Below are 16,567 nucleotides of genomic sequence, written 5' to 3'. Positions count from 1 at the left end.
TCAGGCGCGGTGCAGCTCCCTGGCCGCGGTGCGGGTCAGCAGCTCGATCTGCTCGGCGTTGAGCGCGACGTGGTCGGCCGACTTGATCACCTTGGCCGCCAGCCGCGGCTTGAGCAGCGTCAGGCCCTCGGCGACCACGATGCCGCCCTTGGGCAGCAGCCCGCAGTGGACGGCGAGCAGGGGCGTGATCGTCACCGGGATGCGCGTCTCGCGGCTCAGCAGCTCGGCGAACGCCTCGGAGGCCTCGACCAGCGGCTTGGCCGTCTTGGTGCCGTACTTCTCGCCGAAGAACAGCCGGCCGGCGTAGCAGGCGATCTCGGTGTCGGGGCTCCAGGACTCGTTGTCGATGATCCACAAGCCGCCCGGGCCGATCACCAGGTGGTCGATCGACGCCTGGCCGCGGATGGCGCGGCCGTCGAGCACGGTGTAGCCGAGGCGGCCGAGGGACCTGCGCAGCAGCTTCCCGGTGATCGCCTCACCCTTCCGCGCGCCGCGCCAGACGGCCGTCGCGTGGAAGGAACGCCAGTCGAGGAGCCAGTCGCCCGCCGCCACGAGCCCGGCCAGGAGCAGGCCGAACAGCGGAGCGGCCCCGGAGAGGCCGAACCTCAGGGCGAGCGCGACCCCGATCACGAAGCCCACGGCAGCCTTGACATACCGGGACTTGCGCCGGTTGGACGCGTCCTCACGCCAGAACTTCTCGTACCACCACTGCGGAGAAGACCCTGTGTACTTCTCGTCTGGTTGCACATAGATAGAGCCACCGGGCACGGCAAACCCCCAATGTAGATGTGATGCAGGATCTGCCACGCCGAAGATCCCTCGCCAGTCAAGGGATACCCGCCCCTCAACCAAGGCGAGCCTAAGGTGACGTAATTAGTACCCGCAAGACCAGCAAATGACCTCAACCGACCAGTCGGTATGCTAAAGCAGGTGACAAAGGGGGACATGTGAAAGAGGAACCGGTCAGACAGCGACTGCTCGCCGAGGCGACCCGTCTGTTCGCCGAGCGCGGCTTCGAGAGCACCTCCGTCCAGGAGATCGTCGTGGCGGCCGGCGTCACCAAGGGCGCCATGTACCACTACTTCGACTCCAAGGACGACCTGCTGCACGAGATCTACGGCCGCGTGCTGCGCATGCAGATGGACCGGCTGACGCGGATCGCCGACGGCCCCGGCGACGTGCGGCAGCGCCTGTACCGGGCCGCGGCCGACGTCGTGGAGACCACGGCCGCGAACCTGGACGACTCCAAGATCTTCTTCAGGTCGATGCACCTGCTCGCGCCGGAGACGCAGAAGACCGTACGCGCCGAGCGCCGCCGCTACCACGAGCGCTTCCGCGGCCTCGTGGCCGAGGGCCAGCGCGAGGGCGTCTTCAGCGACCGGGTCCCGGCGGAGCTGGTCGTCGACTACTTCTTCGGTTCGGTGCACCACCTGGGCTCGTGGTTCCACGTGGACGGGCCGCTGACCGGCGCCCAGGTGGGCAGGCACTTCGCCGACCTGCTGCTCACCTCACTCGGGGCCGGGCACGTCGACGAGTGAGGCCAGCGCCGAGCGGTGGTCGCCGGGCGTGCCCAGCGCGATCTCCGCGGCCTTCGCGCGCTTGAGGTAGAGATGCACGGGGTGCTCCCACGTCATCCCGATCCCGCCGTGGAGCTGCAGGGCCTCTTCGGCGGCGTGTACGGCCACGCCCGCGTTCCACGACTGGGCCACGGCCACGGAGAGCGCGGAGCCGTCGGTCGCGGCGCTACGGGCGGCGGCCCTGGCCCGTACGACGTCCAGCCACAGGTCCGCCAGCCGGTGCTTGATCGCCTGGAAGGAGCCGATCGGCCGGGCGAACTGGTGGCGTTCCCTGACGTAGGCGAGCGTCGTGTCGAGGCACCATTCGGCCACCCCGAGCTGCTCGGACGCCAGCAACCCCGCCCCGAACCTGAGCACCTCCGCCAGGTCGCACTCCCCCATGTCCCTGGCCTCGGTCCCGTCGAAGGTGACGGTCGCGACGGGCCTGGTCTGGTCGAGCGACGGCACGACCTGGACGAGCGCGTCCCCTTCCACGGCGTGCAACCTGCCGCCGACGGGCACCAGCAGCACGTCGGCCACGTCGGCCCCGGCCACCCCGGTGACGGTCCCGCTCAGCCGCCCGTCCTCGAGCCGCACGGCCGCGCCCGTCCGGTACGGGGAGGCCGCGAACGGCACGACGAGGGCGGCGGTCTTCCTGCCCTCGGCCAGCTCCTCCAGCAGCGCGCCGCCGCTTCCTGAGCCGGTCGGCAGCAGCGCGCGGGTGGCCAGCACCGAGCTGGTGAAGAACGGCACCGGCGCCACCCCCCTGCCCAGCTCCTCCAGCACGACGGCCGCCTCGCTGGCCGACGCCCCGGCGCCGCCGTACTGCTCGGGGATGAGCAGCCCGGCCACCCCGATCTCGCCCGCCAGCGTCTTCCACAGGTCGAGGTCGTAGGGCTCGGACTCGATCCGCTTGAGCACGGCGGCGGGCGGGCAGCGGTCGGCGAGCAGCCCGCGCACCGCGGCCCGCAGCTCCTCCTCGACCTCGGAGTACAGCAGGGTCACCGGGTCGCTCACCACTCCCTCGCCGGGTTCGCTTCGTGTCGTCATCGCGGCAGGTCCTTCCAGGGCACGTCCTTGTCGACGCGGGGCTCTGAGGGCAGGCCGAGCACCCGCTCGGAGATGATGTTGCGCAGGATCTCGGACGTGCCGCCCTCGATCGAGTTGCCCTTGGCCCGCAGGTAGCGGTAGCCGGGGCCGCGGCCGTAGAAGTCGACGTCCTCGGAGCGGCGGAACGTCCAGTCGTCGTAGCCCAGGTCGCGCCCGAACTCCACCTCGAAGCCGGACAGCGCCTGGTTGAGCTTGGCGAACGACAGCTTCATGCCGGACCCCTCGGGTCCCGGCTGGCCGGCGGCGAGCTGCTCGCGCAGGCGTGCCCCGGACAGGCGGGTGACCTCCGACTCCACCCAGAGCGACAGCAGCCGCTGGTGCAGGTCGTGGGTGCGCAGCTCGGGGTGGGCGCGCCAGGAGTCGACCACGACGCCGACCATGCCGCCGCCGCGCCGCACGGGGGCGCCGCCGATGGCGACGCGCTCGTTCATCAGCGTGGTCTGCGCGACCCGCCAGCCGTCGCCGACCTCGCCGAGCCGCAGCTCGTCGGGGAGCCGCACGCCGGTCAGGAACACCTCGTTGAACTCGGCCTCACCGGTGACCTGCCGCAGCGGCCGCACCTCGACGCCCGGCGCGTGCATGTCGCAGATGAAGTACGTCATGCCGCGGTGTTTCGGCACGTCCAGATCGGTACGGGTGACGAGGATGGCCCACCTGGAGTGATGGGCGCCGGACGTCCACACCTTCTGGCCATCGACGACCCATTCGTCCCCGTCCCTGACGGCGCGGGTCGCGAGCGTGGCCAGGTCGGATCCCGCGCCGGGCTCGCTGAAGAGCTGGCACCAGATCTCCTCGCCGGTCCACAGCGGCCGGAGGAAGCGGCGTTTCTGCTCCTCCGTCCCGAACGCCAGGACCGTCGGGGCCGCCATCCCGAGCCCGATCCCCTGGACGCCGACGTTGAGCTGCGGCGTGCCGGCCAGCTCCCGCTCCACGACCAGTTGCAGCTCCCGCGACACGCCCAGCCCGCCGAGCCCTTCGGGGAACCACACCCAGGCCAGCCCCGCGTCGAACCTCGCCCGCAGGAACTCCAGCCGATCCCCGTCCGGGTCGTGCTCCGCGAGGAACGCCGCGACCCGCTCCTTGATCTCCGCCTCGTTCACATGTACCTCTTCAGCTCGCGATAGGCCAGGGACCGCTTGTGCACCTCGTCGGGGCCGTCCGCCAGGCGCAGCGAGCGGGCGCCCGCCCAGAGTCCCGCCAGGGGGAAGTCCTGCGAGACGCCGCCCGCGCCGTGCACCTGGACGGCCTTGTCCAGGATCCACTCCACGGCGATCGGCGTGGAGATCTTGATGGCCTGGATCTCGGTGTGCGCGCCCTGGTTGCCCACCGTGTCCATGAGCCAGGCGGTCTTGAGCACGAGCAGGCGCAACTGCTCGATCCTGATCCGCGACTCGGCGATCCACTCCTGGACCACGCCCTGCTGGGCGACGGGCTTGCCGAACGTCGTCCTGGCCAGCGCCCGCCTGCACATCAGCTCCACGGCGCGCTCGGCCATGCCGATCAGGCGCATGCAGTGGTGGATGCGGCCGGGGCCGAGCCGGGCCTGGGCGATGGCGAACCCGCCGCCCTCCTCGCCGATCAGGTTCTCCACGGGCACGCGTACGTCCTCGAACACGATCTCGGCGTGGCCGCCGTGGTCGGCGTCGGTGTAGCCGAAGACGTGCATGCCGCGCTTGATGTGCAGCCCGGGGGTGTCACGGGGCACCAGGATCATGCTCTGCTGGCGGTGCTTGGGCGCGTCCGGGTTCGTCTTGCCCATGACGATGAAGATCTTGCAGTTGGGGTTCATCGCGCCGGAGATGAACCACTTGCGGCCGTTGATGACGTACTCGCCGCCGTCCCGGACGATGGAGGTGGCGATGTTCGTGGCGTCCGAGGACGCCACGTCGGGCTCCGTCATCGCGAACGCGGAGCGGATCTCCCCGTCGAGCAGCGGCCGCAGCCACTCCTTGCGCTGCCACTCGCTGCCGAACATGGAAAGGACCTCCATGTTCCCGGTGTCGGGCGCGGCGCAGTTGGTGGCCGTCGGGGCGATGGTGGGACTCCGGCCCATGATCTCCGCCAGCGGCGCGTACTGGAGGTTCGTCAGGCCGGCGCCGTGCTCGCCCGGGAGGAACAGGTTCCACAGGCCGCGCTTCCTGGCCTCGTCCTTCAGGTCCTCCATGAGGGGCGGCGGGCTCCAGCCGCTGGCCGCCGCCTGCTCCTCGAAGGGGGCCTCGGCGGGGTAGACGCATTCCTCCATGAATCGCAGCAGTCGTTCGCGCAGGTCCTCGGTGACGCTGTCAAAGGCGAAGTCCATGCCTGCGAGCCTACCGACCGGCCGGTATGAGTGTCGACAGGTGGTTCCCCACAAAAAGGTGCAGGTGGCCATAATCGGGACTTCACAGGCGCCCCTAGAGTTGCCTGCCATGACCGCGAAGCTGCCTGCCCCCGTGGTGCTCGAGAACGGCGTCGTCCGGCTCGAACCGCTCACCCTCGACCACGTTCCCGACCTGTTCGCCGCCTCCGGCGCCGACGAGGAGGTCTGGCGCTGGCTGCCCGCGCCCGCGCCGCGGTCCGAGGAGGAGCTGGGGAAGGTCGCCCTCGGGCTGATGACCGACGACAACCACGTCCCCTTCGCGGTGGTGCTCAAGGAGAGCGGGCGGGCCGTGGGCTGGACCACGTACGGCGACGTGCCGGGCTTCGACGCGAGCATCGAGATCGGCTGGACGTGGTACGGCCGGTCGGTGTGGCGCACGGCCGTGAACACCGGCTGCAAGGTCCTGCTCATCGACCACGCCTTCGCGTTCGGCTACAACCGCGTCCTGCTCAAGACCGACCACCTCAACCTCCGGTCACAGAACGCCATCAAGCGCATCGGCGGGGTGCACGAGGGAACGCTGCGGCGGCATCGCAAGCGGCCGGACGGCACCTGGCGCGACACGGTCTATTTCGGCATCCTCGAAGAGGAATGGCCGCAGCACCGGGCCCGCTTGGACCGTTAAGGGGTGTATGACTGATCGGCTGGGAGGCTACTGGCTCGGCGCCCGGCTCGACGGCGGCGGGCACGTCATCGTCCGCGAGGCCTACGACGAGTCGGGCACGCGGCATGCGCTGGGAGTGCCCTGCCTGCCGGACGCCGAGGCCCGCGCCAGGCTCGCCACCGCCGCCTCGGCGGCCGGGCGCGTGCGGTCGCTGTCGGTCGCCAGGCTGACGGAGGCCTGCCTGGACGGCGATCCGCCCTACCTGGTCGGCGAGTACATCCCCGGCCTCACCCTGCGGCAGGTCGTGGACCGGCACGGCCCGTACACGGGCGACGCCCTCTACCGCCTGGCCACCGCCGTGGCCACCGCGCTGGCCGCGGCCCACGAGGCGGGCGCGGTGCACGGGTCCCTCACCCCCGACAAGGTCATCCTGGGCACCGAGGGCCCGCGCCTGGTCGGCCTGGGCTGGTGTCTCTCCCGGGAACCGGCGGTACCGGCCACGGACGTGCACGCCTGGGGGCGGCTGCTGATCTTCGCCGCCTACGGCCCGGACGAGCGATCGGGCCACGGCGAGCGGCTGGACCGCCCGTTACGCGGGCTGGTGGCCGCCGCCCTGCAGCGAGATCCCGAACGCCGCCCGAGCGCCCACCAGCTCCTCCTCTCCCTCCTCGACGCCCCGCAATCCCAGCAGGGCCGCCTGCTGCCCCCCGAGCCCGTCTCCGACCCGCCGCTGGGCGTCCGCGCCGAGACCGTGTACGCGCGACTCAGCCCGGCCGAGCAGGACCTGGTGCCGGACGTCTTCCTCCGCCTGGTGGACCTGGACTCCGACGGCTCCGACATCATCGTCACCGCCTCCAGAACCGACCTGGTCGCCGGCCGCGCCACCGACGAGGTGACCTCGATCGACGGGGTGCTGGAAGCGTACGGCAAGGCGGGCCTCCTCACCGAGGGTGACGGCTCACCGGCGATCACGTACGCGGCGCTCCTGCGGGCCTGGCCGCGGCTGCACGAGTGGCTGGACGGCGAGCGCGACGGACTGGCCGTGCACAGGGAGCTGGCGCGGGCGGCCCGGCGGTGGGAAGCGGGCGGGCGGCGGGAGGCGGCGCTGTTCCGGGGGGAGCCGCTGGACAGGGCACTGGCGTGGGCGGCCAGCGGCCGGAGGCGGGTGACGCTGAGCTCCGGCGAGCAGACGTTCCTGGACGCGGGGCTCGCCAGGGTGCGCCGCAGGTCGCGCAGGCGGTGGACGGTCATGGCGGGCCTGCTGTCGGTGGTGGTGCTGCTCGCCCTGTGGCAGCGGGGCGCCGCCGACGGACGCCTGGACCAGGCGATGGCGAAGGTGGCGGCGTCCCGGGCGGAGGCGCTGCGGCTGGCGGACCCGGTAACGGCCCGCAAGCTCAGCCTCGCCGCGTGGCGCCTGGCCCCGATCCCCGAGGCGCGCCGGGCGTTGACGTCGGCGGATCCGGCGGTGGACGTGTTCGCCGACCCGTACGCGGGCCCCCGTTCCCTGCACGCCATCAGCGACGACGGCTCCCGCCTCGCCGCACTCGACGAGGGAACCCTGCGGGTGTACGACATCCCCTCCCGCAGCCTGCTCGCTCGAACGGCGGGCCCGGTCCAGACCGTGCGCGCCATGGCCTGGTCGCCCGACGGCCACACGCTGGCCCTCGTCGGCGTCGACCGCTCGTACCTCTGGGACACCACGTCCGGCGACGGCGTCGGCCCGCCCTTCGGCCGCGGCCTCGGCGCGCCCGGGGAGCAGTCGGCATGGTTCAGCCCGGGCGGCGGCCTGCTGTTCGCGGCGGCCCGGCTGTCGGGCGAGCGCTGGGCGTGGGACCTGAGGGCACGGCGAGCCGCGTTCGTGGGCGAGTACGCGGTGGTGGGCCCCGGGGATCGGATGGCGCTGGTCTTCGCCGGCAATCGTTCGGAGATCCGCCGCCCGCCCCGGCCGTCCCGCGCACCGTGGCTGGACCGGATGCCGTGGGAGTACACGACGTTCGCCCCGGACGGCGAGCGGGTGGCGATCGCCGAGGAGAGCGGCATCCAGATCTACGACCTCGACGGAGTGCCCACCCGGTCCACCCGGCTGCGCCCCTCGCCGGGCCACCTGCGGTTCAGCCCGGACGGGCGGCTGCTCGTCAGCACGGACAGCGATCGGGTACGGGTCTGGCGGCTCGATGACGGCACCGGCACGCCGGTGGCCGACAGGGCGGTGCCCACGGCCGGCGTCGACCGGGCGGCCCAGGCCACGATCACCGGGGACGGACGGCGGCTGCGGGTCCTGGCCGGACACGGAATCGTGCTGACCATCGATCTGGCACCCGGGCCCGCGCCCCGGGATCACGCCGCGTACATCTGCTCCCGGTACGGCGCCCTCTCCCCGCAGGAGTGGTCCCGGCACCTGCCCGAACTACCGCACCGCGACACCTGCTGACCTCCGGCGAAGAGGTCAGCCGGCCTGGGAGGTCGCGGACACCGGCTCGGGGGCCGGCTGGGGCTGCGCGGGGGTGGGGTGGGAGTGGTCGGGGGCGAGGCGGCCGAGGGTGATCGTGCCGCCGATGGTGAGCGCGCTGGCCAGGATGGCGGGGATCGCGGTGGAGGGGTTGGTCGGCAGGGGCTCGCCGAGGAGGATCACGCCGGCGAGGACCGAGGTGATGGGGTCGATGACCTGTACGCCGGCGTACGCGATGCCGAAGTAGCCGACCGCGTACGAGCGCTGCAACAGGACCACCGCGCAGACCAGCAGCACGGGCACGGCGAGCGTGAACCAGTGCACCAGCCGGCCCCAGTCCCCCTCCATGCCGCCCCCGACGACCCGGACGAACGTGGACACGCTCGCCGTCACCACGCCCGCGCCCACGGACAGCAGTAACGCCCTGCTCGGCCCGTGCACCCGGGCCGCGATCAGCTGCGTCACCAGGACGATCACGCCGATCACGGCCAGGAACACGAGCGCGGCGCCGTCACTCAGCCTCGGCGTCACGTTGTGGTGCGGCACCAGGAGCATGAGCCAGAGCAGGCCCACCGCCACCGCGATCGAGCCGAAGATCTCCGCGCGGTACGGCTTGCGCCCGTACATGAACGCGGCCAGCGGCACGGCGAACACCAGCGTGGCGACGCTGATCGGCTGGACGGCCACCAGCGGGGCGAAACTCAGCGCCACGGCGTGCAGGCAGGCGCCGGTGAGACCGATGGCGCCGCCGATCAACCAGCGGGGGCGCCGGACCAGCTTGAGCGAGGCGCCCCCGGCCACGGCCTCGTACTGTTGCAGGGCCGCGCCGAGTGCGTATCCAAGCGCTCCTGCCAGGGCGATGATCAGGCCGACCCAGGTCATGGGCGCCCGCGCAGGGGCATGGATCCTTCCGAGAGCATTCCTCTAGCTTATGAGGGAAGCAAAGCTGGCGAATCATACTTTTGGTGGATCGTTCGGGCGGAGCTGATCCCGGTCAGGACACATGTGTGACCGGGTGGGAAGAGGTCAGGAGCGGTCGGGGCAGACGCAGAACAGGTGGCCCGCGGGGTCCTGGAGGACGATCCAGCCGACGCCGTCCTCCGTGATCCCCGGCTGGAACTCGGGCTTCGTGGCCCCCAGGGCGACGTACTCCTCCGCCGCCTTCTCCACGTCCGGCACCCGGAAGTCCAGGTGGAACTGCTTGTCCGGGCTCGGCCAGGTCACCGGCTTGCGGTCGGGGATCCGGCCGAAGTAGATGCTGGTGGTGCCGTTCCCCACGGCGGCGTACTCGTCCTCCGCGTACTGGATCTCCCACCCCGTGATCTCGTGGTAGAACTCGGCCAGCTTCTTGGGCTCCGCGCAGTCGAGGGTAACGGCCAGGAGCTTTGCTTTCGTCGTCATGAGCCCATGGTTTCAGCCGTACCTGTCATCTCCTGTCAGGTACGGCTAGCCGCGGCGGGTGGCGGCCGTCACACGCTTGAGGATGCGGTCCCACTCCGTGCCGAACGGGTTGTCCTGCACCAGGTACGTCCAGGTGGCCGTCGGCCGCTTCAGGTCCGGCTCGGGCGCCTCGAAGGACTCCAGCGAGCGCCGCTCCACCTCCGCCAGCAGCGACTTGTACTCGGCCACCGCCTCCCGGTGGAACTCGTCGACCGGGCTCATCCGGCCCAGCGCGCGCAGGTGGATGCCCTCGCGCAGGTCCGTCAGGAACGCCAGGTGCTCGGTCCAGCAGCGGTCGATGGCGTGCAGGACGATCTGGCGGGCGGTCTCGTCCCTGGTGTCCTCCGGCAGGGCCTCCCAACGTTCGGCATCGGCCGTGGACAGGGCCTTGGAGGCGGAGTCGCCGTGCAGGACCTTGTCGCGCCACTCCAGGATGAGCTCGCGCTGGTGCTCCAGGAGGCGGGTGTAGCGCCACGTGTTGCGGTGGATCTCCAGGTTGACGCCTTCGGCGACGCGCTGGGCGTGGCCGACGAGGTACGCGCCGCGCCGGTGGCGGACGATGCCGTCGGCGTCGGCGGCGGGCGGGCGCTCGTCGGGGACGAACTGGGTGATCAGGTCATCCTGCGTGCTGACGAAGAAGACCGAGCCGCCCGGGTCGCCCTGGCGGCCGGCGCGCCCGCGGAGCTGGTCGTCGAGGCGGCTGCTGGCGTGGCGGCCCGAGCCGATCACGTACAGGCCGCCCAGCTCGGCGACGCCGTCCCCGAGGCGGATGTCGGTGCCGCGCCCGGCCATCTGGGTGGAGACGGTGATGGCGTCGCGCTCCCCCGCCTTGGCGATGATCGCGGCCTCTTCGGCGTCGTTCTTGGCGTTGAGGACGACCGGCTCCATGCCGCGGCGCTGGAGGAGCTTGGCGAGGTTCTCCGATTCGGCGACGTCGAGCGTGCCGATGAGGATCGGCCGGCCGGTGGCGTGGATCTCCTGGATCTCCTCGACCAGGGCGGCGTCCTTGTCGGGGACGGTCGGGTAGATGCGGTCCGGTTCGTCCTCGCGCACGCAGGGCCGGTTGGGCGGGATGACCGCGACCTTGAGGCCGTAGAACTCGCCGAGCTGCTCGCTGACCGCCACGGCCGTGCCCGTCATGCCGCAGATCTCCGGGTAGCGGCGGATCAGACCCTGAACGGTGATCGAGTCGAGGATCTCGCCCTTCTCGCTCGGCGGCAGCGCCTCCTTGGCCTCCACGGCCGCCTGGAGGCCGTCGGGCCAGCGCTGGAGCAGCGCCACCCGGCCGCGCGAGGGGTTGATCAGCTGGACCTTGCCGTCGCGCACGATGTAGTCGACGTCGCGGGCGAGCAGCGCGTGGGCGTGCAGGGCCAGGTTGAGCTCGATGAGCGTGCCGGGCTCGTGCTCGTCGTAGAGCTCAACGCCGAGGAGGTTCTCGACGCTGTCGGCGCCCTTGGGGGTGAGGTAGACGTTGCGGGCCTGCTCGTCGATCTCGTAGTGGTAGCCGCGTACGAGCTGCCTGACCAGCGCCGCCATCTCCGGCACCGCGCTGCCGGGGTCGGTGGACCCGGCCATCACGAGCGGCACGCGGGCCTCGTCGACCAGCACGGAGTCGGCCTCGTCGATCAGGGCCACCTCGGGCGCGGGCACGATGATCTCGCCGGCCACCGTGCGGAGCCGATCGCGCAGCACGTCGAACCCGATCTCGCTGACGGGCCCGTAGGTGACGTCCTTCGCGTACGCCTCGCGCCGCTCCTCCGGCGTGGAGTTCTGGCCGATCCAGCCCACGGTGACGCCGAGCGCCTCGTAGAACGGGCCCATCCACTCGGCGTCGCGCCTGGCCAGATAGTCATTCACCGAGATCACGTGGACATGCTTGCCCTGCAACGCGTAGCCGGCCGCCGCCATGGCGCCGGACAGCGTCTTGCCCTCGCCGGTGGCCATCTCGGCGACCTTCCCGTCGAGGAGGGCCAAGGTGCCGAGCAACTGCACGTCGTACGGCCGCAGGCCCAGCGTCCTGTCGGCGGCCTCGCGTGCGATGGCGCAGAACTCGGCCAGATCGTCCATCTTCGGCTCGGGCAGCTCGTCGAGCTTGCGCAACCGATCGGCGCGGCCTTCCGCCGCCTTGACGATCTTCTCATAGGGGGTCAGGGGCACCCCTCCTGGACGATCCAAGAGGTTCCTGATGATTCCCTTTATCGAGGCCACAGTTCCTCCAACGCACGCTTCGCCGACACCGTTCCCTCTTACAAGGGAGGGGAGCGGAGCGACGTTACGGCAAGCGCCGCCGTACCGGACATTAGCTCATCCGGGACGCTGCGCCGCCACATCGCTCATGTCCGAGTCACCCGGATTCAGCCCGTACGGCGAGAACTGTGACGGCGGCCAGCAGCAGCACGCACCCCGACCAGGCAAGAGGGGTGAGCCGCTCCCCGAACAGCACCACGCCGAGCACCGCCGCGCCCACGGCCTCCCCGAGCGTGATGATCGACACCGTGGTGGCGCGCAGCGCGGTCAGGGCTCGGAAGAACAGGCCGTACGCGAGCGCCGTCGGCACCGCGCCCAGGTAGAGCAGCAGCGCCACGGACGACAGGCTCACGTTCGGCACGACCCCCTCCACCAGCGCGAACGGCGCCAGGCACGCCGCCCCGACCACGAACCCGCCGATCGCCACACCCTGCGGGTCGTCGCCCCCGTGCCTCCGGGAGAGGATCGTGACCCCGGCGTACCCGGCGGCCGAGAGCAGGGCGAGGCCGATGCCCGCGATGGAGGACGTGCGGGCCTGCAGCGCGGTCTCCCCGGTGAGGAGGACGAGCCCGATCAGGGCGGTGGCGAGGGCGGTGAGCGCGACGCGGCCGAGCGGCTCGCGGAGGAGGAAGCGGCTGCCCAGGGCGGTGAAGACGGGGGTGGCGCCCATCGTCACCACGGTCGCGATCGCCACGCCGGAGTGGGCGATCGCGGCGAAGTACGCGGTCTGGTAGACGGCCATTCCGGCGCCGATCAGCAGGATCCGGCCGTTGACCACGACGGGGCGGCGGGTGAGGAGGAGAAGGAAGGCGGCGCCGAGGAGGTAGCGCCACAGGGAGACGCCGACGGCGCCGAGGCCGCCGGACTCGAAGAGCAGCGAACCGGCGGCGCCGCCCGTGCCCCAGGCGGTCGCGGCCACGGACACGTAAAGGGCGCCCCGCCGGGCGGAGACATGGGTCATGACAGGAGTGCTCCGGATGGAGTGGTTGGAATGGGCCCGGTGTGCGGGCAGCAACCACCCCGGATCGGTCAGACCCGGAATCTCAGGGAATGCCGCCCGCTAGAGGGCGGGCGGCGGGGAGCAGATCAAGCGTCGGTGCACTCGCTCACCCTAGCGCGGCGCGGCGCGGCTAGGGTTTGCGGGCCACGCCGCCCAGCAGGAGCTGTTCCCAGGTGGCCAGCGGGCCGGGCAGGCGCTCGTCCGGATGCCATTCGGGAAAGTGCACCACCCCGGGCTCCACCAGCGCCAGCCCGTCGAAGTACGCGGCGACGGAGTCCCGGTCGCGGAAGTACCCGGTGCCCATGGTGACGTGGAGCATGGCCTCCAGCGCCTGGGCCTTGGGGTTGTCCGAGGCCATCATGTTGGAGGCGGCCAGGTAGCTGCCCTCCGGCAGCGCGGACATGTACCGCCGGACCAGCCCGTGCGGGTCGTCCTGGTCCGGCAGCAGGTGCAGCAGGCCGATGACGAGAATCGCCGTGGGCTGCGCCGGGTCGATCAGGCGGCGCAGCGAGGGGTGGCCGAGCACGGCGTCCACGTCGCGGACGTCGGCGGTGATGGCGTCGGCGTACGGGTTGCCGTTCAGGATGGCGCGGGCGTGCGGCTCGACCATGGGGTCGTTGTCGACGTACACCACCCTGGCCCTGGGGTCGGCGAACTGGGCCACCTCATGCGTGTTCTCCACCGTAGGGAGCCCGGCGCCCAGGTCGATGATCTGCCTGATCCCGGCCTCGCGGACGAGGAAGTCCACGACTCTGCCGATGAAGGCTCGGTTGCACCAGACGAGGTTCACCACCTCGGGCACCGTGTCCTTCAGCTTGCGGGCCACCGAGCGGTCGGCGGCGAAGTTCTCCATGCCGCCGAGCAGCGCGTCGTGTACCCGGGCCACGCTGGGCCGCGTCGGGTCGACTCCGGGTGGAGCCCACTCGTACTCTCCGCTGAGACTCAACCCGCCCCCTTTGCGTGCTTTGACCCGGAATCGTAGTCGCACTTGGCGGCTTAACGGGAAGAACGCGTCAGATTGTGGGACGCCCGGCGACGAACACGCCCAGTGACGGAACGGCCGGCCGGCCGGACAGCAGGCGCTTGAACGCCGGCGCGAGCGGCCGCTCCACGAACCTGTGCACCAGGTACGCGGCCCCGCACATGACCGCGACGAGCGCGACCAGCAGCACGTACTTGTTCACCGCGTCCCCCACCCGGTTGAACACGATGAACCCGATGTGCCCGTGCAGCAGGTAGAGCGGGTACGTGAGCGCGCCGGCCGTCACCAGCCACGGCCTGGCCAGCAGGCGGGTGGCCCGCAACGCCACGAGCGTCATGACGAGGAAGACGAGCACGACCACGGCGATTATCACCGTGTGTGAGTACGACACCGCGTACCGCGAGCCGACGGCGTCGGCGTACCCGATGGCCCGGTAGACCGCGTTGCCCAGGCAGATCGGCACCAGCAGCGCGATCTGGCGGTTCAGCCCGAACTTGTAGAGCATGAACAGGGCCATCCCGGCGATGAAGTAGTGGGAGAACTCCGACTGCACGACCAGGTCGGCGAACCCGGGCAGCAGCCCCGTCTCCACCGCGAACGTCAGCCCCAGCCAGCCCCACAGCCCCACCATGACCCGGCCGCGCGTCATCCCGATCCAGGTCAGGGCCAGGACGAGGAAGTAGAAGCGCATCTCGGCCCAGAGCGTCCAGTAGACGACGTCCACGTTCGCGATGTCCGGCACCGCCTGGAACATCGTCAGGTTCGCCAGCACCTGCGGCAGCGTCACCTGGAACAGCCCCTGCCCCAGCGTCACGGTGACCACGGCGGTGACCGCGATGCCCACCCAGTACGCCGGATAGAGCCGCACGGCCCGCGACACCACGAACGAGCGCGGGCTCCTGCCCCACGCGCTCATCAGCACCACGAACCCGCTGATCAGGAAGAACAGGTCCACGCCCAGGTAGCCGTACTTGGACCAGGAGCTCTCGGCGGCGAAGACCACCGGGCTGTTGCCGCCGGCCCAGCCGGAGAACGTGTAGTGGAAGAGCACGACGCAGAGCGCCGCCAGCAGCCGGAGGCCGTCGATCTCGTAGAGCCGGTCTGAGCTGGTTCGCATGGGTTCCACCCCCTCCTGTTCATGGAGAGGGTGCGCCCGGCCGCTTGCCGCTCGCCTGCATGCAAGTGCTTTGCAAGACGTTTACGCGGCCGTGGCCGGGTAGCAGGAGCCGTGCCCGAAGAAGACGGAAGAAGTAAGGGAGAGAGCCCCCATGGAGCTCTGGAACTATCGAGCTGACGTCTACGACCGCGGCCAGCCCCTGGATCTCGTTGGCTACCACGTCCAGGCGACCGATGGAAAGATCGGGTCCGTCGACGAGGCGACGTACGAGGTCGGCGAGAGCTACATCATCGTCGACACCGGCCCCTGGATCTTCGGTAAGAAGGTCATGCTCCCGGCACAGGTCGTCACGAGCATCGACCCTCAGGAGCGCAACGTGTACGTGGCGCGCACCAAGGCCGAGATCAAGGACGCTCCCGAGTTCGACGAGGGCAAGTTCAAGGAACCCGAGTACCGGACGCGGCTAGGCGACTACTACGGCCGGCTCGTGTAACCAGGACATGCCGCAACAGAAGGGCCGCGCCCCCAGGGCGCGGCCCTTCGCGGCGTTTCACGGCCACTTCGGGTCGCCCTTCGGCTCGATCGGGCCCTGCAGCACGTCCAGCCGCTCCAGGAGCGTGATGAACGTCATCGCGTACGGCGAGTCCTGGAGCACGGCGGCCACGCGCGGCCAGTCGACCTGCTCGCGCAGCGCGCGCACCTGGGCCAGCAGCGCCCCGTAGTCGCAGGCGTGCTCCGACAGCGGCAGCAGCCACGAGATGACCAGGTCGGTGGCCTCCAGCACGGGCACGATCACGGCGGACGCCTTCAGCGGCTCGGCCCGGTCCAGCAGCTCGTCGGTGATCGGCTGGTCGGACACCCGGAAGATCAGGTCCACCAGCCGCCCCTCGTCGTACGCCTTGACCAGCCAGTCCTCCGGCGGCTTGGCCGTCTGGAAGCCGATCCCGCGCAGCGCCTCCAGCGCGGTCGGCACGTCGTGCTCGGTCAGCATGAAGTCGACGTCGTGCAGCGACGGTGCGGCGCCTCGCGCGTAAGCCGCGCATCCGCCGGCCAGCGCGAATTTCACCCCGGCGTCCTTCAGCCCTGAGCTGGCACGCTTGAGCGTGTCGAGGATGGCGTCGGTGACAGCGTGACCGTGGCTCGTCATGTTTTCGGGCTACCCAAACGATCGTCAACTAGGCGTTGGATGCCGGGGTCTCTTGCCCATTAATGAGGGAAAAAACATGTTATGCGAACCCCCCTTAGGGCAGTGGCAGACCCATGGCTACTTTGCTCTGGATCATCGCGGTAATACTGGTCATCTCCGGGATCTACGTGATCCTGGCCAGGCGCGACCTCCTCTGGGGGATCGTGCTCATCGTCCTCGGATTCCTGGTCGGACCTGGCGGAGTCAGCATCTTCAACGTATAAGTTCCGCGCTCCCGAGGGCATGGGGAGCGTGTGAACAAATATCCGCCGTTCACCCGCTTCGAAACCGGCGCGGCATCGGCGGGAGTACGCGAACAACTGGCGCGGCTGCGGCACCGCAGGCGCTCCGAAGCCATACTCGGCCACGGCCCGGCCGGCGACCGAGCTCGACATCCGCCCGAGCATCCCTCTACCTGGCCCCCGTCGGGCCGCGTGGTCGACTTCCACACCCTGGGGCCGACCGCCACTCCCGGACCGTGTCCGGGAGTGGCGCCGGAGAGCCGGCATCCGGCCGG

Annotated in this window: 17 protein-coding genes; 6 read left to right on the top strand and 11 right to left on the bottom strand. The window is 70.8% G+C overall.

The window, feature by feature from the left end; genetic code table 11:
• Positions 1-747, bottom strand: coding sequence for a nuclease-related domain-containing protein (locus tag ACWDX9_RS31045; RefSeq protein ID WP_449960022.1), 747 nt, complete (start codon positions 745-747; stop codon positions 1-3).
• A 200-nt stretch (positions 748-947) separates the two neighbouring features.
• On the opposite strand from ACWDX9_RS31045, the gene ACWDX9_RS31040 reads away from it, so the two are divergent.
• Positions 948-1,538, top strand: coding sequence for a TetR/AcrR family transcriptional regulator (locus ACWDX9_RS31040; protein WP_363979539.1), 591 nt, complete (start codon positions 948-950; stop codon positions 1,536-1,538).
• Here ACWDX9_RS31040 and ACWDX9_RS31035 read toward each other — a convergent pair.
• From ACWDX9_RS31035 to ACWDX9_RS31025, 3 genes are read right to left on the bottom strand one after another with little or no spacing between them, the layout of a single operon-like run.
• Complete coding sequence (locus tag ACWDX9_RS31035; RefSeq protein WP_449960020.1) at positions 1,509-2,606, bottom strand: acyl-CoA dehydrogenase family protein; 1,098 nt, start codon at positions 2,604-2,606, stop codon at positions 1,509-1,511. The two genes, ACWDX9_RS31040 and ACWDX9_RS31035, sit on opposite strands and share 30 nt — an antisense overlap.
• Positions 2,603-3,766 (bottom strand): acyl-CoA dehydrogenase family protein, encoded by a 1,164-nt coding sequence (locus ACWDX9_RS31030; RefSeq protein ID WP_449960018.1) that lies wholly within the window; start codon positions 3,764-3,766, stop codon positions 2,603-2,605. The genes ACWDX9_RS31035 and ACWDX9_RS31030 overlap by 4 nt, the downstream gene beginning before the upstream one ends.
• Positions 3,763-4,965 (bottom strand): acyl-CoA dehydrogenase family protein, encoded by a 1,203-nt coding sequence (locus ACWDX9_RS31025; protein WP_363979530.1) that lies wholly within the window; start codon positions 4,963-4,965, stop codon positions 3,763-3,765. The genes ACWDX9_RS31030 and ACWDX9_RS31025 overlap by 4 nt, the downstream gene beginning before the upstream one ends.
• Positions 4,966-5,074: 109 nt before the next feature.
• On the opposite strand from ACWDX9_RS31025, the gene ACWDX9_RS31020 reads away from it, so the two are divergent.
• Both ACWDX9_RS31020 and ACWDX9_RS31015 read left to right on the top strand, forming a co-directional pair.
• Positions 5,075-5,650, top strand: a complete 576-nt coding sequence (locus ACWDX9_RS31020) for a GNAT family N-acetyltransferase (RefSeq protein WP_350728233.1) — start codon at positions 5,075-5,077, stop codon at positions 5,648-5,650.
• A gap of 7 nt (positions 5,651-5,657) precedes the next feature.
• Complete coding sequence (locus ACWDX9_RS31015) at positions 5,658-8,060, top strand: nSTAND1 domain-containing NTPase (RefSeq protein WP_449960016.1); 2,403 nt, start codon at positions 5,658-5,660, stop codon at positions 8,058-8,060.
• Positions 8,061-8,075: 15 nt separating this feature from the next.
• Here the strand turns inward: ACWDX9_RS31015 and ACWDX9_RS31010 are convergent, their stop codons facing one another.
• The 6 genes from ACWDX9_RS31010 to ACWDX9_RS30985 all read right to left on the bottom strand — a co-directional run bounded on the left by ACWDX9_RS31010 (position 8,076) and on the right by ACWDX9_RS30985 (position 14,864).
• Positions 8,076-8,960: a DMT family transporter gene (locus ACWDX9_RS31010; RefSeq protein WP_449960014.1), complete on the bottom strand. Its 885-nt coding sequence runs from the start codon at positions 8,958-8,960 to the stop codon at positions 8,076-8,078.
• Positions 8,961-9,104: 144 nt separating this feature from the next.
• Positions 9,105-9,479, bottom strand: a complete 375-nt coding sequence (locus ACWDX9_RS31005; protein ID WP_350728236.1) for a VOC family protein — start codon at positions 9,477-9,479, stop codon at positions 9,105-9,107.
• Positions 9,480-9,524: 45 nt separating this feature from the next.
• Positions 9,525-11,675: an accessory Sec system translocase SecA2 gene (gene secA2 / locus ACWDX9_RS31000; protein ID WP_449960012.1), complete on the bottom strand. Its 2,151-nt coding sequence runs from the start codon at positions 11,673-11,675 to the stop codon at positions 9,525-9,527.
• A 187-nt stretch (positions 11,676-11,862) separates the two neighbouring features.
• Positions 11,863-12,726: a DMT family transporter gene (locus tag ACWDX9_RS30995; protein ID WP_449960010.1), complete on the bottom strand. Its 864-nt coding sequence runs from the start codon at positions 12,724-12,726 to the stop codon at positions 11,863-11,865.
• A 169-nt stretch (positions 12,727-12,895) separates the two neighbouring features.
• A complete protein-coding gene (locus tag ACWDX9_RS30990) occupies positions 12,896-13,711 on the bottom strand; it encodes an SAM-dependent methyltransferase (protein ID WP_449960009.1) in 816 nt (271 codons plus the stop codon).
• A gap of 67 nt (positions 13,712-13,778) precedes the next feature.
• Complete coding sequence (locus ACWDX9_RS30985) at positions 13,779-14,864, bottom strand: acyltransferase family protein (RefSeq protein WP_449960007.1); 1,086 nt, start codon at positions 14,862-14,864, stop codon at positions 13,779-13,781.
• 151 nt (positions 14,865-15,015) lie between these two features.
• Between ACWDX9_RS30985 and ACWDX9_RS30980 the strand changes: the two genes are divergently transcribed.
• Positions 15,016-15,357, top strand: a complete 342-nt coding sequence (locus ACWDX9_RS30980; protein WP_449960005.1) for a PRC-barrel domain containing protein — start codon at positions 15,016-15,018, stop codon at positions 15,355-15,357.
• 57 nt (positions 15,358-15,414) lie between these two features.
• Here ACWDX9_RS30980 and ACWDX9_RS30975 read toward each other — a convergent pair whose 3' ends face one another.
• Entirely contained in the window at positions 15,415-16,011 is a 597-nt protein-coding gene (locus tag ACWDX9_RS30975; RefSeq protein WP_449960003.1) for a nucleotidyltransferase, read from the bottom strand.
• 113 nt (positions 16,012-16,124) lie between these two features.
• Here ACWDX9_RS30975 and ACWDX9_RS30970 point away from each other — a divergent pair, with 113 nt between their 5' ends.
• On the top strand, positions 16,125-16,274 hold the full coding sequence (locus ACWDX9_RS30970) for a GPGG-motif small membrane protein (RefSeq protein WP_165959640.1): 150 nt from the start codon (positions 16,125-16,127) through the stop codon (positions 16,272-16,274).
• 30 nt (positions 16,275-16,304) lie between these two features.
• Positions 16,305-16,567, top strand: a 263-nt coding sequence (locus ACWDX9_RS30965; RefSeq protein WP_449960001.1) for a hypothetical protein, incomplete at its 3' end; no start/stop codon positions are given.

The organism is Nonomuraea sp. NPDC003201 (genome assembly GCF_053590415.1).
Note: the sequence above shows the minus strand (reverse complement) of the source record. Positions and strands in the feature narration are given on the sequence as shown.

What these genes read in the sequence shown, in the direction of transcription:
- ACWDX9_RS31035 (WP_449960020.1), bottom strand. Translation starts at nt 2,606, where the DNA reads ATGACGACACGAAGCGAACCCGGCGAGGGAGTGGTGAGCGACCCGGTG.
- ACWDX9_RS31015 (WP_449960016.1), top strand. Translation starts at nt 5,658, where the DNA reads ATGACTGATCGGCTGGGAGGCTACTGGCTCGGCGCCCGGCTCGACGGC.
- ACWDX9_RS30985 (WP_449960007.1), bottom strand. Translation starts at nt 14,864, where the DNA reads ATGCGAACCAGCTCAGACCGGCTCTACGAGATCGACGGCCTCCGGCTG.
- ACWDX9_RS31010 (WP_449960014.1), bottom strand. Translation starts at nt 8,960, where the DNA reads ATGACCTGGGTCGGCCTGATCATCGCCCTGGCAGGAGCGCTTGGATAC.
- ACWDX9_RS31020 (WP_350728233.1), top strand. Translation starts at nt 5,075, where the DNA reads ATGACCGCGAAGCTGCCTGCCCCCGTGGTGCTCGAGAACGGCGTCGTC.
- ACWDX9_RS30970 (WP_165959640.1), top strand. Translation starts at nt 16,125, where the DNA reads ATGGCTACTTTGCTCTGGATCATCGCGGTAATACTGGTCATCTCCGGG.
- ACWDX9_RS31005 (WP_350728236.1), bottom strand. Translation starts at nt 9,479, where the DNA reads ATGACGACGAAAGCAAAGCTCCTGGCCGTTACCCTCGACTGCGCGGAG.
- ACWDX9_RS30980 (WP_449960005.1), top strand. Translation starts at nt 15,016, where the DNA reads ATGGAGCTCTGGAACTATCGAGCTGACGTCTACGACCGCGGCCAGCCC.
- ACWDX9_RS31025 (WP_363979530.1), bottom strand. Translation starts at nt 4,965, where the DNA reads ATGGACTTCGCCTTTGACAGCGTCACCGAGGACCTGCGCGAACGACTG.
- ACWDX9_RS30975 (WP_449960003.1), bottom strand. Translation starts at nt 16,011, where the DNA reads ATGACGAGCCACGGTCACGCTGTCACCGACGCCATCCTCGACACGCTC.
- ACWDX9_RS30995 (WP_449960010.1), bottom strand. Translation starts at nt 12,726, where the DNA reads ATGACCCATGTCTCCGCCCGGCGGGGCGCCCTTTACGTGTCCGTGGCC.